The 15,258-nt window shown below is 73.7% G+C and carries 16 protein-coding genes and 1 pseudogene; 7 read left to right on the forward strand and 10 right to left on the reverse strand.

What is annotated here, in order from left to right:
- Positions 1-20: 20 nt before the first annotated feature.
- The 4 genes and pseudogenes from KCH_RS01085 to KCH_RS38925 all read right to left on the reverse strand — a co-directional run.
- The gene (locus tag KCH_RS01085) at positions 21-398 is read right to left on the reverse strand and encodes a hypothetical protein (protein WP_035858177.1); all 378 of its coding nucleotides are present in this window, start codon (positions 396-398) and stop codon (positions 21-23) included.
- A gap of 200 nt (positions 399-598) precedes the next feature.
- On the reverse strand, positions 599-1,798 hold the full coding sequence (locus KCH_RS01090) for a glycoside hydrolase family 6 protein (RefSeq protein ID WP_035858179.1): 1,200 nt from the start codon (positions 1,796-1,798) through the stop codon (positions 599-601).
- A gap of 140 nt (positions 1,799-1,938) precedes the next feature.
- Positions 1,939-3,027: an outer membrane protein assembly factor BamB family protein gene (locus KCH_RS01095; RefSeq protein ID WP_035858182.1), complete on the reverse strand. Its 1,089-nt coding sequence runs from the start codon at positions 3,025-3,027 to the stop codon at positions 1,939-1,941.
- Positions 3,028-3,373: 346 nt separating this feature from the next.
- Positions 3,374-4,229 (reverse strand): annotated as a pseudogene (locus tag KCH_RS38925) (helix-turn-helix transcriptional regulator); the annotation flags it as partial.
- Positions 4,230-4,278: 49 nt separating this feature from the next.
- Here KCH_RS38925 and KCH_RS01100 point away from each other — a divergent pair.
- On the forward strand, positions 4,279-4,731 hold the full coding sequence (locus tag KCH_RS01100; protein ID WP_035858184.1) for a DUF2000 domain-containing protein: 453 nt from the start codon (positions 4,279-4,281) through the stop codon (positions 4,729-4,731).
- Positions 4,732-4,741: 10 nt separating this feature from the next.
- Here the strand turns inward: KCH_RS01100 and KCH_RS01105 are convergent, their stop codons facing one another.
- Positions 4,742-5,167, reverse strand: coding sequence for a hypothetical protein (locus KCH_RS01105; protein ID WP_051652597.1), 426 nt, complete (start codon positions 5,165-5,167; stop codon positions 4,742-4,744).
- Between the two features lie 70 nt (positions 5,168-5,237).
- Positions 5,238-6,497 carry a metallophosphoesterase gene (locus KCH_RS01110; RefSeq protein WP_035858186.1) on the reverse strand — a complete coding sequence of 420 codons (1,260 nt, stop codon included), beginning with the start codon at positions 6,495-6,497 and terminating at the stop codon, positions 5,238-5,240.
- A 550-nt stretch (positions 6,498-7,047) separates the two neighbouring features.
- Between KCH_RS01110 and KCH_RS40710 the strand changes: the two genes are divergently transcribed.
- From KCH_RS40710 to KCH_RS43160, 3 genes are all read left to right on the forward strand, one after another.
- The gene (locus KCH_RS40710) at positions 7,048-7,842 is read left to right on the forward strand and encodes an aggregation-promoting factor C-terminal-like domain-containing protein (protein WP_051652598.1); all 795 of its coding nucleotides are present in this window, start codon (positions 7,048-7,050) and stop codon (positions 7,840-7,842) included.
- 244 nt (positions 7,843-8,086) lie between these two features.
- Complete coding sequence (locus KCH_RS01120; RefSeq protein ID WP_084223081.1) at positions 8,087-9,085, forward strand: glycosyltransferase family 2 protein; 999 nt, start codon at positions 8,087-8,089, stop codon at positions 9,083-9,085.
- Between the two features lie 329 nt (positions 9,086-9,414).
- The gene (locus KCH_RS43160) at positions 9,415-10,305 is read left to right on the forward strand and encodes a hypothetical protein (RefSeq protein WP_051652600.1); all 891 of its coding nucleotides are present in this window, start codon (positions 9,415-9,417) and stop codon (positions 10,303-10,305) included.
- 40 nt (positions 10,306-10,345) lie between these two features.
- Here KCH_RS43160 and KCH_RS01130 read toward each other — a convergent pair whose 3' ends face one another.
- Entirely contained in the window at positions 10,346-11,758 is a 1,413-nt protein-coding gene (locus tag KCH_RS01130) for an FAD-dependent oxidoreductase (RefSeq protein ID WP_035858188.1), read from the reverse strand.
- A gap of 111 nt (positions 11,759-11,869) precedes the next feature.
- On the opposite strand from KCH_RS01130, the gene KCH_RS01135 reads away from it, so the two are divergent.
- Entirely contained in the window at positions 11,870-12,247 is a 378-nt protein-coding gene (locus KCH_RS01135; RefSeq protein WP_035858191.1) for an ArsR/SmtB family transcription factor, read from the forward strand.
- A 14-nt stretch (positions 12,248-12,261) separates the two neighbouring features.
- A complete protein-coding gene (locus KCH_RS01140) occupies positions 12,262-12,735 on the forward strand; it encodes a GNAT family N-acetyltransferase (RefSeq protein WP_051653845.1) in 474 nt (157 codons plus the stop codon).
- Positions 12,736-12,742: 7 nt separating this feature from the next.
- Here KCH_RS01140 and KCH_RS01145 read toward each other — a convergent pair whose 3' ends face one another.
- The 3 genes from KCH_RS01145 to KCH_RS01155 form a co-directional block, all read right to left on the reverse strand.
- A complete protein-coding gene (locus KCH_RS01145) occupies positions 12,743-13,069 on the reverse strand; it encodes a hypothetical protein (RefSeq protein WP_035858195.1) in 327 nt (108 codons plus the stop codon).
- Between the two features lie 141 nt (positions 13,070-13,210).
- A complete protein-coding gene (gene arsB / locus KCH_RS01150; protein ID WP_035858198.1) occupies positions 13,211-14,296 on the reverse strand; it encodes an ACR3 family arsenite efflux transporter in 1,086 nt (361 codons plus the stop codon).
- The gene (locus KCH_RS01155) at positions 14,296-14,601 is read right to left on the reverse strand and encodes an ArsR/SmtB family transcription factor (RefSeq protein WP_035858200.1); all 306 of its coding nucleotides are present in this window, start codon (positions 14,599-14,601) and stop codon (positions 14,296-14,298) included. The genes arsB and KCH_RS01155 overlap by 1 nt, the downstream gene beginning before the upstream one ends.
- A 128-nt stretch (positions 14,602-14,729) precedes the next feature.
- Here KCH_RS01155 and KCH_RS01160 point away from each other — a divergent pair, with 128 nt between their 5' ends.
- Positions 14,730-15,149, forward strand: a complete 420-nt coding sequence (locus KCH_RS01160; RefSeq protein WP_035858201.1) for an arsenate reductase ArsC — start codon at positions 14,730-14,732, stop codon at positions 15,147-15,149.
- The last annotated feature ends 109 nt before the right edge of the window (positions 15,150-15,258 follow it).

A 15,258-nucleotide genomic window follows, 5' to 3' on the forward strand; every position in this document is an offset into this window, starting at 1 on the left:
CCGACCGGCCGGAACGCGGATCAGCAGACGCGGACGGACTTGGCGGCGGAGTTGCCGGCGTCCGAGTAGCCGGGCGGGCGGCCGGAGTAGTCCTGGGAGACGCTGCCGAGCACGCCGCCGCTGCTGTCGTAGAACGTGGTCCGCACCCCACCGGTCTGGTTGTTGTTGATCCAGGTGGGCATCTCGGAGAAGGCGAGCCGGTGGACGTCGCAGGAGTACCAGGGGCCGTACCAGTACCACTCGTCGGTGGCCGCGTTGTGGACGTGCAGGCACATGCTGCCCACCGGCGGCAGGTCGCAGTTCACCGCCTGGGCGGGCGAGGCGGCCCCGAAGCCGATCGTGGCGGCGAGCAGCAGGCCGCCGGCGGCGAGGCCGGTCAGGCGTGTTCCGATGCGCATGTTCGAGTTCCCCCTGTGCGAACGAAGTCGGCCGTGCGGTTCTGCCCCGTGGACGAACCGTCGCCACGCTCCCACGAATGTTCGGCAGGAGAAACCGATGGAGCCGTGAAACCGTCGGTGGGGGCGGAAGTCGGCCATGCCGTTCCGCCCCCGACGGCCGGTTTCGTTCGGCGGACCGGGCCGGCTGCCCGGGCGCGGTGTCAGTGGCCGAGGTTGAAGGTCAGCTTCGGGGTGGCGTTGCGGGCGAGGGTCAGGGCCTGCTCGGGCCACCAGCCGCCGGCGACGGGGTCGACGGTGCCGTACTCGGGGTCGGCGGGGCCGGCGGTGCCGCGGGTGCAGCTTCCGTCGGACTCGCCGGGGACCTTGATCCACAGGTAAGCGTCGAGCAGCGGGACGCCGGTCGCGGAGGTGGGGCGGGTGCCCAGGCCGCGGCCGGGCGGGTTGCACCAGGTCTGCGCGTCGGTGTACTTGCCGGCCGGCGGGGTCCACGGACCCTGGCCGTTGCGGCTGCTGTCGATCACGAAGTGGGTGAGCTTCGCGTCCGCCGGGACGTTCGCCGCGTACCAGGCGTCCGCGTCCGCGTCCGGCCAGTACTGGTTGGCGCAACTGTCGGCGGTGGCACCGGGGTTGTGCTCCAGGTACCAGACGCACTTCGACACCAGGGTGCCGTACCGGACCAGCGAGGCGTCGGTCATGTAGTTCGACACGTTCAGGAAGAAGCCCGTGGCGCGGTCCACTCCGGCGTCGATCAGCAACTGGGCCTGGGTGCCGACGTTCTGCCAGCCGCTGTGGCCGCCGTCCAGGTAGACCAGCGCGCCGCGCTGCTGCGCCAGCCGGTCGACGGCCGCGCCGATCTCGGCGAGGCGGTCCTGCTGCTGGGCGGCCGTGCCGCCGCAGAACGCCGGGGACAGCGCGAGGCCGTCCGGCTCCAGCACCACCACGGTGGTCCGGTCGCCGATGCCGCGGGCGAGGGCGTCGATCCACTGCGCGTACTCGGCGCTGTTCGCGGCGCCGCCCGCCGAGTACTGCGAGCAGTCCCGGCCCGGCACGTTGTACGCCACCGTGACCGGCACCTGCCGGGCCCGGGCGGCCTTCGTCTGCAGCGCGGCCATCGCGTCGGTGGTCTGCTGGGGCGTCGCCGTCCCGTTGAACCACTGCGCGACCGGCCAGGACGCCAGCTGGGCCATCGCCTTGGCGCCGGCCAGGTCGTGCGCCTTCAGGTCGGTCAGCGCCTGCTGGGCGGCCTTGCTGCCCGGGTCGACGTAGAACCGGGAGTCCGCCGTGAGCGTCCGCGACGCCGGTTCGGCGGCCCCCGCGGACGGGGCGGCGGCGAGCCCGAGACCGGAGGCGAGAAGCACGGCGAGCGACAGTGCGGCTCGCACGGGGTGGGGTGGGCGCATGGCGGATCTCTCCCAGCAGACGTCGGCTTCCAACGGAGCGGCCCATGCACCCACCCCGCCTGCCGCACCGTCAACCCCCGGGCCCCGCACCCGCCGCCGCACCGGGCCCGCGGGGTGAAACTTTCACCCCGCGGCGGCCCTCACCAGCGCTCGTACCCGGCGAACGGGCGGACGCCGCCGCCCGACCGGACGGTGATCACCGCGCCCTGACGGTCGAACAGGTCGTCGACGCTGCCCACGTGTTCGCGGAACGAGCGCTCCTCCTTCTCCTCGCCGGTGCGCGCGTCGAGGACGGTCAGGCTGTCGTGGTACTTGATCGACGTCATCAGGACCATCACCCGGCCGTCCTGCGCGTGCAGCGCACCGGGGTGGTAGCGGGGGCCGCCGACCTCCGCCCTCCACGCCTGCGCACCCGTCGCCAGGTCGAACGCGACCAGGCGGTCCTTCTTCCCGCCGGTGCTCACCAGCGCGAACAGCCGCCCGTCCGAGACCGTGACGTGCGAGTCGATCGAGCCGTGATCGCCGGTCGCCTCCACCCGGGACGTCGGGCGGCCGTCCGGCCCGAACACGAGGAACGCGTCCACGCCCTGGCCGAGTTCGTCGGCCCGCAGCACGATCGGCGCCGTCGACACGAACGTCACCACGGCGCGGGCCGCGACCCCGCGACGCGCGTCCAGCGGCACGGTCCACCGCGACGCGCCGCTGACCGGATCGAACGCCGCCAGCTTCGCCTCGCCCTCGCACACCAGCACCGCGAGCACCTGCTCCGGCGCCGAGGCCACCTTGTCCGGCAGGCACCCCGCCGGCAGCGCCGCCGTCCAGCGCGCGGCCCCCGTCCGCAGGTCGACGGCCCGCACCGCGCCGTTCCCGCCGTCGCGGGCGTGGCCGGAGTCCAGCACCACGCCGAGACCGCCGCCGACCGCCACGAGGCCGTCGTTCAGCCGGTCCGACTCCAACTCCCAGGTCTTCCGGTCGCCGTACCACAACTCCCGGCCGTCGGCGAGATCCAGCGCGGCGACGGTCGGGCAGCCGCGGACCGTCGCGCCGTCCCCCGCCTTCCCCGCCAGGTCGCCGTACGCGACCAGCACCAACGACCCGTCAACAGCCGTACTGCTCGCGCAGATCCGGCTGCGGCCCGGCGGAACGAACTCCCACCGCTTCCGGCCCGAACCGGCCTCGAACCCCGTCACACTGGTGAACCGGCCGCGCACCAGGGTGTCCCCGACCACCCACGTCCGGTGCGCCCCCTCCTCCGCGGACGTCCCGTCCCGGTCGGACTCCCACGCACGCGTCAGCGACGCCCCCGGCCAGTACCCCGAGTCACTCAGGAACAGCCACGCCGCCCCCGCCGCCAACACGGCCGCCCCACGACCACCCCACCCACCGCCAACGCCCCACACCCTTCGCCACCCACGCCCCCAACTCATCCGCACCCGAACGCCCCAGAGCGTACGCACCCCCAACCCCCACCAACCCACCGCCCCCGTCAAGCCCTGCGTAGATTGCCCACCGGTGGCTACTCGAGGTCGAAGCGGTCCCCCCACCACGGCGCCCCTCCCCGCCACCGAGTCGCGCTCCCCTACCTCCCCGCCCAGCGAATCTGGCTGGGGTGGTGCCCAGGATCCGGCGGAAGTGGCGGGTGAGGTGGGGTTGGTCGTGGAAGCCGAGGGTGGTGGCGACGGTGGTCGGGGGGTGGCCGTCGAGGAGGAGGTGGCGGGCGCGGTCGATGCGGCGGGCGGTGAGGTACTGGTGCGGGGGAGGCCGAACGCGGCGGTGAACGCGCGGACGAGGTGCGCGGGGTGGGCGTGCAGGATGCTCGCGGCTTCGTCGAGCGTGGTCCGTTCGGTGAGCCTCGCGTCCAGCAGGTCGCGCAGTTCGTGGGCGACTCCGCGCCCGACCGGCGGGCCGGCACGCCGACTCGCGGGCGCAGCACCTCCCGTAGCCGCGCACTGATCAGCGCCAGTCGGCTCTCCGCTTCCCATTCCTCGCCGGGTGTGCCGAGCGCCGCGTGCAGCTGCCCGACCCGGTGCCGCAGCAGCGGGTCCGCGAGGTCCGGCCCGTCGACCGCCGGTCCGATCAACTCCTCGCCGAGCTGGCCGAGTTCGAGGTAGAGGACCCGTTTGCGGAAGCCGCCTTCGCTGGCCGGCGACCCGTTGTGCGGCACGTGCGGCGGCAGCAGGCTGACGGTGTCGTGGGGGGTGCCGCGACGGTGGCGGTCGAGGTCGTAGCGGACGGCGCCGTCGTCGACGATCAGCAGCGTCCAGGAGTCGTGGACGTGCATGGGGTACCGGTGTTCGGTGAGGTGCGCGTGCAGCACCTCGACGACGCCGGGCACTCGCGGCCGCCAGGCCGTGATCTCCTCCCGAGCCGCCGCACCCCGCCCGCACTCGCCCCGCCCCCGCCCCGCCCCCGTCGCTGCTCCCGTCGCCATGCAAAGAACGTACAAGACCGCGCACCACCGGACGCGGCACGCTCAGTCCATGGACACGCACACGCTCCCCGCCCCCACCAGCAGCCGGCCGCTCCGTTTCGACACCAAGATCGCCGTCCTGCTCCGCTCCGACCTCGAACCGTGGCAGCGGCTGAACGTGACGGCCTTCCTGGTGAGCGGATTGGGCACCGCCGTACCGGAGTTGATCGGCGAGCCGTACGCGGATGCGGACGGCACGCCGTATCTGCCGATGTTCCGTCAGCCGGTGCTGGTGTTCGAGGGTGACGGGGCGTTGCTGTCCACGGCCCACGGCCGGGCGCTGGCCCGGTCGTTGCCGGTGGCGGTGTTCACCGCGGAGCTGTTCGGCACCGGCAACGACCTCGACAACCGGGCGGCGGTGCGCGCGGTGCCGACGGCGGCGCTCGATCTGGTGGGGCTGGCGCTGCACGGTCCGCGCAACGCGGTGGACAAGGTGCTCAAGGGGGCCCGCATGCACCCGTGACGAGCGTCCGTCAGCCGACGAGTCCCCGGTCGCGGGCGATCGCCGCGAGGGCGCTCGCGGAGCTCCGCAGGCTCTTCCCCTCCTCGCCGAGCAGCACCCGGTGCGCGGTGTTGAAGGGGAACGCGGTGAGGCCGAGTGCCCGGACGGCGGGGCCGTCGGAGTGGTCGCCGGCGTCGGCCCACTCGCCGCCGTAGCTGCGGACCATCACCTCGCCGGTGTAGGCGCCGACCAGCCGCCACCACAGGCCCATCCGCGGGTCGTCGAGCGGGCTGTCGGCGATCAACTCGGCGCAGACGGCGTCGAGTTCGGCCAGTCCGGCGATGCTCCAGTCCAGTTGGCGGCCGTGGTTGTCGGCGACCAGCGCCGCGCACTGTTCGGCGATGAACGCCAGGTCGATCGCGGGCACTTCCTCTTTCTGCTGCGGCTCTCGTTCCATGGCGGAGATCCTGCCGGTCCGCCCTCCGCCCGGGCCAACGGTTTTCCGGCGCGCGGCTTCTGACGGGCCGTCAGGCCTGGAGCGAGGCGAGCGTCACCACGGTGATGTCGGAGGGTGCGCCGACCCGGACGGGCGGGCCCCAGGCGCCGGCGCCGCGGGTGACGTACAGCTGGGTGTCGCCGTACCGTTCCAGGCCGGCCACGGTCGGGTTGGCCAGTTCGGCGAGGTAGTTGCCGGGCCAGAGCTGGCCGCCGTGGGTGTGCCCGGAGAGCTGGAGGTCAACGCCGTGGCGGACGCTGTCGTGGATGGTCACCGGCTGGTGGGCCATCAGGACGGCGGCCCGGCCGCGGTCGCGGTCGTCCAACGCCTTGGCGTAGTCGGGTCCTTGGCCCTGTGCGGTGCCGCCGATGTCGTTGACGCCGGCCAGGTCGAACCAGGGCAGTTCGACCCGGGCGTTCTCCAGCGGGTGGACGCCGAGCTCGCGGACGAAGTCGACCCACGGTGCGGCGCCCGAGAAGTACTCGTGGTTGCCGGTGACGAAGTACGCGCCGTCCTTGGCCCGCAGGTCCGCCAACGGGCGGGCGGCGGGGCCGAGTTCGGCGACGCTGCCGTCGACCAGGTCGCCGACCACGGCGACCAGGTCGGGCTGGGTGGCGTTGATGGTGTCGACGATCCGCCGGGTGTGCGCCCGGCCGAGTATCGGGCCGAGGTGGATGTCGCTGACCACCGCGATCCGGTAGCCGTGCGCGGCCCGCGGCAGTTTGGCCAGCGGTACCGTCACCTGCTTCACCTGCGGTCCGCGCAGCACGCCGTAGGCGCCGTTGCCCACCACGCCGGCGGCGACCCCGGCGGCCGCCCCGGCCACCACCCGCGACACGAACAGCCGCCGCGACGGCTCCGCGGCCGCCGGCCCGGACGGCGCGGGGAGCTCCGGCTCGGGCAACGCCGCCCCGGAAGCCGTGGCGGCAGCCACCGCCACCGGCTCGGGCACCCGCTCCGCGGCGGCCGGTGCCTCGCGGCGGCGGGCCACCCGGAGCAGCAGCGGCCGCAGCAGCTCGCCGGCCAGCAGCGCGAGCAGGAGGTAGAGGAGGACGGCGAGCCACAGGTACCCCGGCCAGGCGAACCAGCGCTGCACGGCGAGCGGGAAGACCCGGCTGCCGACCAGGGCGAGCAGCGAGAGGACGGGCAGCAGGACGACGAGCACGGTCCCGGTGCGCCGGTACCGCCCGCCGGGCCGGGAGACGTCCCGGACCAGCCGCCGCCACACGTACCAGTGCGCCGCCCCGAACAGGCCGAGCACCGCAGCCACTCCCACCACCGCGATCACCATGCGGCAAGTATCGGTGCCAGGTGGTTGCGGGCTGTGACCGGGGTGCCGTTCCGGTCGACCGGGCGTGGCCGTCCGGGTGCGGTGCGTTCCGACGGGCGTTCGGTTCCTGTGAGCCCGCCCACATGGCGGCGGCCTACTACGGTCCTCGATAGTCGGTGTCCGGCCCGCCCGGCCGACCGACACCGCACCGGCTCCGCGCAGCGGCTGCCCGGCGCAACGAAATCGCAGGTCAACGCGCGCCTGCGGTCCGTACATCGACCCGGTGGTCCGGTCCACCCGGCGGGGCGCCGGCAGCCGTCCGGCATGGCTCCCGCCACCCGGCCACCTACGACCGGGCGTAGTTTTCGGGCCCGTTGAGCGACTCTCCGTGGTCTGCCAAGAATGTCCCCCGTCCGCCGGGCAGTCCGGCCGGTCCCCACCCGGCCCGCTGTTCCCGCCTGCCACGTTCGTGAAAGTGCTGTGCCGCCTCGGCGCCGTGCCGCGCCGTGTGCCGGTCGGCGGCCGCCGGGTCCGACCGGCCGCCCGGCCCGTACGAGCAGAAGAGGTCGCCATGCAGCACCGCAGGACGCTCAGCTTCTCGGAGAAGCTCCGCCGTCACCGTCACGCCGTGGTGACGGGCATAGCCACCCTCGCCGTCGCGGGCACCGCCACCCTGGCCATCGCCCTCCCGCAGGACGCGGCGCCGGCCGACGCCGCCGCCAACCCCGTCCCGGCGAGCGGCCCGCAGCTCGCGGCGGACGCCGTCGCCTCGCAGGACGCCGCGTCCGCGCAGGCCGCGGCCGAGGCGAGCGCGAGTGCCAGCGCCAGCGCCGAGGCGGCGGCGAAGGCCAAGGCGGACGCCGAGGCGAGCGCCAGTGCCAGTGCCAGTGCGAGCGCCGAGGCGGAGGCCAAGGCGGAGGCGTCGGCGAAGGCCGAGGCCTCGGCGTCCGCGAAGGCGTCGGCGGAGGCGAAGGCCCGCCAGGAGGCGGCGTCCCGTTCGCAGCAGCGCCAGGCCCTGCCGAGCAGCACGCCGAGCGCGTCCGCGTTCGCCTCCCCCTCCACTGCCGCGAAGACGTACAGCGGGACGCCCCAGCAGATCGCCGCGCAGCTCGTGCCGGCGGGCCAGTTGCAGTGCTTCAGCAACATCGTGGAGCGCGAGAGCAGCTGGAACGTGCACGCGACCAACCCGTCCTCGGGTGCGTACGGGCTGATGCAGGCGCTGCCGGGTTCGAAGATGGCGTCGGCGGGCGCGGACTGGAAGGACAATCCGGCGACCCAGATCAAGTGGGGCCTGCAGTACATGAACGAGACGTACGGCAGCCCGTGCGCGGCGTGGTCGTTCTGGCAGGCGCACAACTGGTACTGAGGGCGCTGGGCGCACGCCTCGGGGGCGTTCGGCACGGTGTGTGCGCAGCTCCACCACCATGCGTACATCTGACGATACGTCAGCAAGTCGCGGCGTTCCGCCCTCTATCCGGACATTTCATCGCACGGTCGTGTCCGTTCGGTGAAGATTCGGCGAACGTCCCGCGACGGCTGTCCGGAATAGCCACTTTCGAGCGGCTTCCGACCTTTGCCTGAGGCTGTCCCCGCCCCTAGCCTCCCGACCCATGGCCCCACCATTGATCACCGTCGTGCTGCCCGCCTACGACGAGCAAGGACAACTGAAGGAGTGTCTCGACTCCCTGCTCGGGCAGTCCTTCCGCGAGTTCGAGATCATCGTGGTCCAGACGCCCTCCCCGCACTGCCCGGAGGAGCGGCTGGTGGAGGCGTACGAGCTGCGCGACGCCCGGGTGCGGGTGCTGCGGCTGGACACGGAGCCCGGCATCGGCCGGGCCCGGATGGCGGGCGCGGCGCACGCGCGCGGCCAGTACCTGCTGTTCCTGGACGCCGACCACCTGCTGCCGGCGGACGCCTTCGAGGCGATGGACGCCCGGCTCGCCGAGACCGGCGAGGTCGACCTGCTGCTGTTCGGCCACAACCGCGAGTACCGGGACAAGGTCTGGCCCGGCAACGCCGCCGAGATGCTGGCCGCCGCCGGCCCGGGCGTGTTCACCGCGGCCGAGCACCCCGAAGTGTTCGGCGCGCCGCCGCTGGTCTGGGACCGGCTGATCCGCACCGGCACCGTTCCGGCCTTCCCGGACGGCTTCTACGAGGAGGTCCCGGCGGTGCACCGCTCGCTGCTGGCCGCCTCCCGGATCGCGGTGCTCGACCAGGAGTGCGTCACCATCCGCCGTCGGCACACCCTGCACCCGGCGGGCAGCGAGGGCGCCAGCCACTTCGACCTGTTCGACCGCTACGAGGACACCTTCGAGCAGTTGGACGCCCGGCCCGCCGACGCCGCGCCGGTCACGCCCGAGGTGCGCAGCCACCTGTTCACCCGGATGGTGCGCCACTACCTGTTCGTCTTCGACCTGCCGGGCTGCCTGAGCCGCGCCGAGCGCCCGCAGTTCTTCCAGCGCGCCGCCGAGCACTACAAGCGCTTCCTCCCGGACGGGTACCGCCGCCCCGAGGGCCGCGAAGGCATCAAGTTCTCGCTGCTGGCGTCGAATTCGTACGCCACCTTCGAGGTGGCCAAGTTCTCCCGGCTGGCGGGCGTGCGGCGCTGAGCCGGGCGCGCCCGGCCGGAGCCGTCCGATCCCGGCGAGCTCCGGAGGCGGAAGTCCGGTGCGGCGCGCCGCAGCAGAAGTCCGGTGCGGCGCGCCGCGCTTTCCCGCGCCCCCTGGCGGGTACACGCTCCGGTGGGGGCCGATGGTGGCGACTCGCGGCGGTGGACGGGCCGCAGGCGCCGCGGGCGGGCCATCTCGCGTTCCGGCCGGGCGTCCTGACGCATCGTCGGTCCGGTCCGGACGGTAGAGTCCCTCCCCGCGACCGGCTCTGCCGCGCCACCTCCGTGCACCCTCTCCGTGCACCACCGGACCGGAAGGCGAACTCCCCGATGACTCTCCCTGTCTCCCCGTCGGCCGACCAGGCCGCGGGCCCCGCCCCGGACCCCACCTCCGACGTGTACTCCGCCGACGGCGGCCCCGGCGCGGGGTCGACCGGTCAGCAACTCCCGCCCCAGCAGCAGATGGCGGGCTGGGCGGTGCTGCTGCTCGGCGTGCTGCTGCTGGCCGAGGCGTTCGCCTGCGTCGCCGCGCTGATCAGCGTCTGGACGCCGCTCACCACGCTGACCGCCGAGCGCGCCCAGGTCTCCGAGCCGATGCCGTGGAGCGTGCTCGGGCTCGGCCCCTGGCACCTGACCTCCAACACCGCGATGCTGGTGGCCGTCCTGGCCGCCAGCGGCCTCGGCAGCTTCGTGCACGCCGCGACCTCCTTCGCCACCTACGCGGGCAACCGCCAGCTGCTGCCGAGCTGGCTGCCCTGGTACCTGCTGCGCACCGCGATCGGCGGCGCCCTCGCCCTGCTGGTCTACTTCCTGCTGCGCGGCGGCCTGTTCGCCAACGGCACCGACGGCACCGCCACCAACCCGTACGGCTTCGCCGGGATCGCCGGCCTGTGCGGCCTGTTCTCCAAGCAGGCGACCGACAAGCTCCGCGAGATCTTCGACACCGTCCTGACCACCCGCGACGGCGCGGGCGACGACGAACGCGACGACAAGATCCAGCCCACCGCGCCCACTTCACCCAGCGGGCCCGCCGCCACCCCCGCGCCGGCGACTCCCGCTCCGAGCGCACCGAGCGGTCCGAGCGGTCCGACCGTGCCGGTCGGCGAGGAGCAGGGCGAGGCGGCCCCCGCCCCCGTCGCCTCGCTGACGAAGCCTCAGGCCGCCGAGCTGGCGGTGGCGACCATCCCGCAGCAGAACGCCGCCACCTCCGAATCCGCCTGACCTGTACGGCTGTTGACCGCTCGTCGGACCGGCGGGCGGCTCAGCAGCAGCCGCCCCCCGACGGGTTGTCGAGCACGGTCAGCGCGAGCGGCACCGGCATGAGCGGCACCGGCGCGGCCGGCGCGGTGGTGCAGCAGCCGCCCGCCTGCTCGGCCTCGGGCTCGACCTCGGCCTCGTCGTAGCGGCCCGAGCCGCCGCACACGCCCGTTTCGGGAAGGGTGAGTTCGACCCGGGCGGCGGCCTCGTGGTCGCCGGCCAGCGCGGCGGCCACCGAGCGGACCTGCTCGTAGCCGGTCATCGCCAGGAACGTCGGCGCGCGGCCGTAGGACTTCATACCGACCAGGTACACGTCCTGCTCGGGGTGCGCCAACTCCCGGGCGCCGTGCGGGTAGACGGTGCCGCAGGAGTGCTGGTTCGGGTCGATCAGCGGGGCCAGCGCGACGGGCGCCTGGAGGCGGTCGTCCAGGGCGAGGCGCAGCTCGTCGAGGAAGCCCAGGTCGGGGCGGAGTCCGGTGAGCACCAGCACCTGGTCGACGGGTTCGCTGCGGCGGCCGTCCTCGGCGCGCAGGACGAGCCGGCCGCCGTCGGCGGGTTCGACGGCGGTGGTGCGGAAGCCGGTCAGCGCGTGGGCGTGGCCGTCCTCGACGGCCTTCCGGGCGGCGAGTCCGAGCGCGCCGCGGGCGGGGAGCTGGTCGGCGGTGCCGCCGCCGTAGGTGGAGCCGGTGATGCCGCGGCGCAGCACCCAGACGGCGTGCGTGCCGGGTTCGGTGCCGGCCAGTTCGGCGAGGGCGGCGAGGGCGGTGAAGGCGGAGGCGCCGGTGCCGACCACGGCGGTGCGGCGGCCGGCGTACCGGGCGCGCACGGCGGGGTCGTTCAGGTCGGGGATGCGGTGCGCGATGCGGCCGGCGGCGGCGCGTTCGCCGAGGGCGGGGAGGCCGTCGGCGCCGAGCGGGTTGGGGGTGGCCCAGGTGCCGGAGGCGTCGACGACGGCGGCGGCGAGCAGGCGCTCCTCGGTGCCGTCGGGGTGTTCGAGGTGGACGGTGAAGGGCTGTTCCGCGCGGTCGGCGTCGACGATGCGGTCCCGGCCGGCGCGGGCGATGCCGGTGACCCGGGCACCGTAACGGACGCGGTCGCCCAGGGCGTCCGCGAGCGGCTGGAGGTACTGGGCGACCCAGTCGCCGCCGGACGGGTAGCGCGCCGGGTCGGGGCTCGTCCAACCGGTGGGGGCGAGGAGCTTCTCGGCGGCGGGGTCGACGAGTTCGGCCCAGGTGGAGAACAGGCGGACGTGCGACCAGCCGCGCACGGAGGTGGCGGCGGTGGGGCCGGCCTCCAGGACCAGGGGTTCGAGGCCGCGCTCCAGCAGGTGGGCGGCGGCGGCCAGGCCGATCGGGCCGGCGCCGACGACCAGGACGGGCAGCTCGGAGCGGTCGGGGCGGTCGGGGCTGGCGCTCATGGCGGTCCCTTCGCGGTGTCGGGGGTCCGCCCGGCACCTGTATCGATGAACGTCGATGTAATGGCGTTCTCGACCTTGCCACCCTGCTTCGACGGATGTCAACATAGACGTATGTCGAATTCCAAGGCCGAGCTGCCGGTCCTCGAGTCCGCGGCCGCCCCGTGCTGCCCGCCCCTCGGCACGGCCGAGCTCTCCGAGCCGGACGCGGTGCGAATGGCCGCCGCATTCAAGGCGCTCGGTGATCCGGTGCGCCTGCGGCTGTTCTCCAAGGTCGCCTCGCACGAGGGCGGCGAGGCCTGCGTCTGCGACATCCAGGACGTCGGCGTCTCCCAGCCGACCGTCTCCCACCACCTGAAGAAGCTGCGCGAGGCCGGTCTGCTCAGCTCGGAGCGGCGCGGCACCTGGGTCTACTACCGGGTCGAGCCGTCCGTCCTGGCCGGGCTCACCGCGCTGCTCGACCTCGACCGCCGCCCCGCCGAGGTGCGTTGACCGTGCTCACCGCGATGACGGCCGAGCACGCCGAGCAGGTCCTGGCGATCTACCGCGCCGGAATCGCGGAGGGCAACGCCACCTTCGAGACGCAGCCGCCGAGCTGGGAAGCCTTCGACAAGGGCCGCCTGCCCGGCCACCGGCACGTAGCCCTCGGCGCGGACGGGCGCGTGCTGGGCTGGGCGGCGGTCGGCCCGGTCTCCTCCCGGCCGGTGTACGCGGGCGTGGTCGAGCACTCGGTGTACGTCCACCCCGAGCACCGCGGCCGGGGTGTGGCCGGGGCCCTGCTGACGCGCCTGATCGCCTCCACCGAGGCGGCCGGGATCTGGACGATCCAGTCCTCGGTCTTCCCGGAGAACGCCGCCAGCCTCGCCCTGCACTCCCGGCACGGCTTCCGCGTCGTCGGCACCCGGGAGCGCGTCGCCCGCCACCGCGGGGTGTGGCGCGACACCGTCCTGATCGAGCGCCGCAGCCGGATCGTCGGCTGACGCCGCGTCAGGCCGTGAACCGGGTGTCCCGCAGGGGCGGGCGGTCGACCAGTTCGACGTACATGATCCGCCCGTCCACCACGTCCAGGACCACCATTCCCTCCTCCGCGAACAGCGGCAGGGACCGGTGGCCCGGGCCGTACGGCCGGCCGGGCGGGTGCGGGACGGTGCGGAAGCTCTGGCAGAAGGCGTCGCCGCAGCCGCAGTCCGCGACCAGGCGCAACTCCGCTACGGTGGCGGCCAGTTCGGGTTCGTCCTGGTGTTCCAGGAGTTCGGTCAGCTCGGCGACGAGGTCCGGGAAGACGTCACGGACCAGCGGGTACTCGGATTCCATGGGCGAAACGTAACCGCCGTCCGGCGGCCGCCGCACCGGTTTTCGGTGCGGCGGCCGCCGGACGGCGGGGAGTCGGGACGCGGCGCGGCTCAGGCGCAGGGGATACTCAGGGCGCAGCGGGTCCTCAGGGCGCGGCAGGGCTCAGGGCGCGGCGCGGGCGAAGCGCTTGCGCCAGGCGAGCGAGACGTACACCAGGGCGACCAGGACGGGCACTTCGATGAGCGGGCCGACGACGCCGGACAGTGCCTGGCCGGAGGTGACGCCGAAGGTGCCGATGGCGACGGCGATGGCGAGTTCGAAGTTGTTGCCGGCGGCGGTGAACGCCAGGGTGGCGGTGCGATCGTAGGCCAGACCGACGGCCTTGCCGAGGGCGAAGGAGCCGAACCACATGATCGCGAAGTAGGCGAGCAGCGGCAGCGCGATCCGGGCGACGTCCAGCGGCTGCGAGGTGATGGTCCTCCCCTGCAGGGCGAACAGGATCACGATCGTGAACAGCAGCCCGTACAGCGCCCACGGGCCGATCCGCGGCAGGAACGCGGTCTCGTAGCGTTCGCGGCCGAGCCGCCGTTCGCCGAGGCGGCGGGTGAGGAAGCCGGCGGCGAGCGGGATGCCGAGGAAGACGAGGACGTTGAGCGCGATCCTCCCCATCGAGATGTCGAGGTGCTGGCCGTCGCCGAGGCCGAGCCGGCCGGGCAGCAGGTCGAGGTAGAACCAGCCGAGCACGCCGAACATGACGACCTGGAAGACGCTGTTGAGGGCGACCAGAACGGCGGCGGCCTCGCGGTCGCCGCAGGCCAGGTCGTTCCAGATGATCACCATGGCGATGCAGCGGGCCAGGCCGACGACGATCAGGCCGGTGCGGTACTCGGGCAGGTCGGGCAGGAAGAGCCAGGCCAGCGTGAACATCACGGCCGGGCCGATCAGCCAGTTGATCACCAGGGACGACACCATCAGGCGGCGGTCCCCGGTGACGGCGTCGAGCTTGTCGTAGCGGACCTTGGCGAGTACCGGGTACATCATGACCAGTAGGCCGAGGGCGATCGGCAGCGAGATCCCGCCGAGTTCGACCTTCGCCAGCGCGTCGTTCAGGCCGGGGATCAGCCGGCCCAGGCCGAGGCCGACGGCCATCGCGGCCAGGATCCACACCGCGAGGTAGCGGTCGAGGGTGGAGAGCCTGGCGGCGACCGACTGCTCGGGCGCTCTCGGGGCGGGCTCGGTGCGTGCCACTAGCAGGACCTCTTCGTGTCGGCGTTGGCGCGGGCGGTGGCGGCGAGCGCGGCGAACTGCCCGGAAAGCGCTTCCAGCACCTCCGGCCGCAGCCGGTAGTACGTGAACCGGCCGCACGGCTCGGTGTCCACCAGGCCCGCCTCCCGCAGCACCTTCAGATGGTTGGAGAGGTTGGTCTGCCGGGCGCCGGTCTCCTCCACCAGGTGCGTGGTGCACAGGGTTTCGCGGGCCAGCAGGGTCACGATCCGGAGCCTGAGCGGGTCGGACAGCACCCGCAACAGGTCAGTGTCGACTGACATCACCATGGACTGATACTTTCACATCAGCCAGCACTGATACCAACCCCACCCGCGCCCCTACCCGCGCCCACGCCCGCGACCGCCCGAGACCCCACCCGCACCCACGCCCGCGACCGCCGAAGGACCACTCCCCCATGACCGCGCCCCTCGCCTCCGTGCTCTTCGTCTGCGTCCACAACGCGGGCCGCTCCCAGATGGCGGCCGGCTTCCTCGCCCACCTCGCGGGCGACCGGGTCGAGGTCCGCTCGGCGGGCTCCGCGCCCGGGGCGGAGGTCAACCCGGCCGCCGTCGCCGCGATGGCCGAGGTCGGCATCGACATCTCCGCGCAGCGCCCGAAGATCCTCACCCCGGAGGCCGTCCAGGCGTCCGACTACGTCATCACCATGGGCTGCGGCGACGCCTGCCCCTACTTCCCCGGCCGCCACTACCTCGACTGGCCGCTCGACGACCCGGCCGGCCGGGGCGTCGAAGCCGTCCGTCCGATCCGCGACGCCGTCCGCGCCCGCGTCGAGCAGCTCCTCGCCGAGATCGACGCCGCGGAGCGGGCTTCCTGACCAGTCCTGACCGGCCGTCACCTCCCGTACGTCCTATGGTCCGACCGCGCCGTTCCGTCAAAGGCGTGAGTTTCCCCGTCGGCGATTGCCTCCCCGTTCGGTCTCGACC

This window comes from Kitasatospora cheerisanensis KCTC 2395 (assembly GCF_000696185.1).
GTDB lineage: Bacteria > Actinomycetota > Actinomycetes > Streptomycetales > Streptomycetaceae > Kitasatospora > Kitasatospora cheerisanensis.